At 73.0% G+C, this 2,214-nt stretch carries 3 protein-coding genes; 2 read left to right on the top strand and 1 reads right to left on the bottom strand.

Features of this window, described 5'->3' with window-relative positions:
* Positions 1 to 148 precede the first annotated feature (148 nt).
* Complete coding sequence (locus AB0J52_RS37200; protein WP_500187632.1) at positions 149 to 775, top strand: response regulator; 627 nt, start codon at positions 149 to 151, stop codon at positions 773 to 775.
* A 4-nt stretch (positions 776 to 779) separates the two neighbouring features.
* Here AB0J52_RS37200 and AB0J52_RS37195 read toward each other — a convergent pair whose 3' ends face one another.
* A complete protein-coding gene (locus AB0J52_RS37195) occupies positions 780 to 1,913 on the bottom strand; it encodes an epoxide hydrolase family protein (RefSeq protein WP_500187631.1) in 1,134 nt (377 codons plus the stop codon).
* 63 nt (positions 1,914 to 1,976) lie between these two features.
* Here AB0J52_RS37195 and AB0J52_RS37190 point away from each other — a divergent pair.
* Positions 1,977 to 2,214: helix-turn-helix transcriptional regulator (locus tag AB0J52_RS37190; RefSeq protein ID WP_500187629.1), on the top strand; the 238-nt coding region annotated here is incomplete at its 3' end.

Raw genomic sequence — 2,214 nt, 5'->3', positions numbered from 1 at the left:
CTGGCCGAGCTCGGCGGCGAACTGACCGTGACCAGCTCGATCGGCGACGGCACCCTCGTCCTCGCCGCCCTGCCCCTGCCCGAGCCCGCTTCCCCGGCCGCTTCCCGGCCCGATTCCCAGCCCGTTCCGCCCCAGGAGGACTGAGCCCATGCTCTCGGTGATCGTGGCCGACGACCATCCCGCGATGCGCGCGGGCGTCATCGCCCTGCTCGCCGCCGACGGCGGCATCGCGGTGGCCGGCGAGGCGTCGGACGGGCGGGAGGCGGTCGCGCTCGTCGCCGCGCACCGCCCGGACGTGGCGCTGCTCGACCTGCGCATGCCCGTCCTGGACGGCGTCGGGGCCACGGCGGAGATCGCCGCCGCGCATCCGGGGACCCGCGTCCTCATCCTCACCACCTACGACACCGACACCGACATCGAGCGGGCCGTGGAGGCCGGGGCGGTCGGCTACCTGCTGAAGGACACCACGCGCGAGCAGCTCGTGGACGCCGTCCGGGCCGCGTCCCGAGGCGAGACCGTGCTCGCCCCGAAGATCGCGCAGAAGCTCGTCGCGCGGATGCGGGCCCCCGCCCCGGTGGCGCTGACCGCCCGCGAGGCGGAGGTCCTGCGGGCGGTGGCCGACGGGCTGTCCAACCCCGAGATCGGCCACCGCCTCGTCATCGCCGAGGCGACCGTGAAGACCCACCTGCTGCGGATCTTCGCCAAGCTGGACGTCGGCGACCGCACGCACGCCGTCGTCAAGGCCCTCGAACTCGGCCTGCTGCCGCGCTCCTGACCGCTCAGCGGAAGCTGCGGAAGAAGGCGCGCAGGTCGTCCACGAGCAGGTCGGGGGCGTCGTGCGCGGACCAGTGGCCGCCCCGGTCGTGCTCGGTCCAGGCGACGATGTTCTTGTGGTCGCGGTCGGCGAACCGGCGCAGCGGCCGGAAGTCGTAGGCGAACGAGGACAGCCCGATCGGGAAGGTCGTCGGCGCCGGGTCCTTCTCGGCGTGGTGGTTCTCGTAGTAGAAGCGCGCCGAGGACGCGGCGGTGTTGGTCAGCCAGTAGATCGTGGCGTTGGTGAGGACGAGGTCCGGGTCGGGGACGCCCGCGAGGAGCTGGCCGATCCAGGCGAGCTGCCCGGCGGGCGAGTCGGCGAGGGCGTGCGCGAGGGTCTGCGGCTGCGCCTGCTGGACCTTGTCGTGCACGGCGTGCTCGACGAAGCTGCCGAGGAAGCCGAGGTAGTTCCGCTCGTCCTCGGTGAGGTCGGTCAGCTCGGCCGGGTCGCCGCTCGGGAACGAGAAGATCTGCGTCACGTGGACGGCGATGACGCGGTCCGGGTGGCGGCGGCCGATCTCGGGGCTGACGATCGCGCCCGCGTCGTTGCCGTGCGCGGCGAACCGGTCGTAGCCGAGGCGGGTCATCAGCTCGGCCCACGCGTCGGCGGTGCGGGCCGCGTCCCAGCCCCGGGTGCGCGGCCGGCTGGAGAAGCCGAAGCCCGGCAGGGACGGGACGACGACGTGGAAGGCGTCGGCCGGGTCGGCCGGGTTCGTCAGCTCCTCGACCAGGCCGAGGTACTCGACGAAGGTGTTCGGCCAGCCGTGCGTGAGGATCAGCGGCGTCGCGTCCGGGTGCGGCGAGCGGACGTGGACGAAGTGGATCGTCTCGCCGTCGATCTCGGTCGTGAACTGCGGGAACTCGTTGATCCGGGCCTCCTGCGCGCGCCAGTCGAAGGCGCGCCAGCGGGCGAGCATGTCCTGGACGAACGAGCCCGGGACGCCGTACTCCCAGCCCGGCTGCACCGGCCCGCGCTGGACGCCGTCGGTGACCTCGTCGTAGGGCAGCTCGTCCGCGAACCGGGTGCGGGAGAGGCGGTCGGCCAGGTCGTCCAGGTCGGCCTGCGGGACGTTGACGCGGAACTCGTTGATCTCGCTCATGTGAAAGAGTCTGTCCTGCCATTAGGCAGACTTCGTTCCTAATGGGACGGCAGGGTGAAGAACATGTTGGAAACCTCGGCACGGCTGCTGAAACTGCTGGCGCTCCTGCAGACTCCGCGCGACTGGACCGGCTCCGAGCTGGCCGAACGCCTCGCGGTGAGCGGGCGGACCGTCCGCGCGGACGTCGAGCGCCTGCGCGCGCTCGGCTACCCGGTGCACGCCACGCGCGGGTCGGCGGGCGGCTACCGGCTGGCGGCGGGCGCGGCCCTGCCGCCGCTGCTGCTGGAGGACGACGAGGCCG

It is taken from the genome of Spirillospora sp. NPDC049652, from assembly GCF_040675125.1.
GTDB lineage: Bacteria > Actinomycetota > Actinomycetes > Streptosporangiales > Streptosporangiaceae > Spirillospora.
The sequence above is the reverse complement of the archived record's forward strand: the minus strand, read 5'-3'. Positions and strand labels throughout refer to the sequence as shown.

Bases quoted from the DNA above. Each gene is read 5' to 3' on its own strand.
- AB0J52_RS37200 (WP_500187632.1), top strand. From the start codon at position 149: ATGCTCTCGGTGATCGTGGCCGACGACCATCCCGCGATGCGCGCGGGC.
- AB0J52_RS37195 (WP_500187631.1), bottom strand. From the start codon at position 1,913: ATGAGCGAGATCAACGAGTTCCGCGTCAACGTCCCGCAGGCCGACCTG.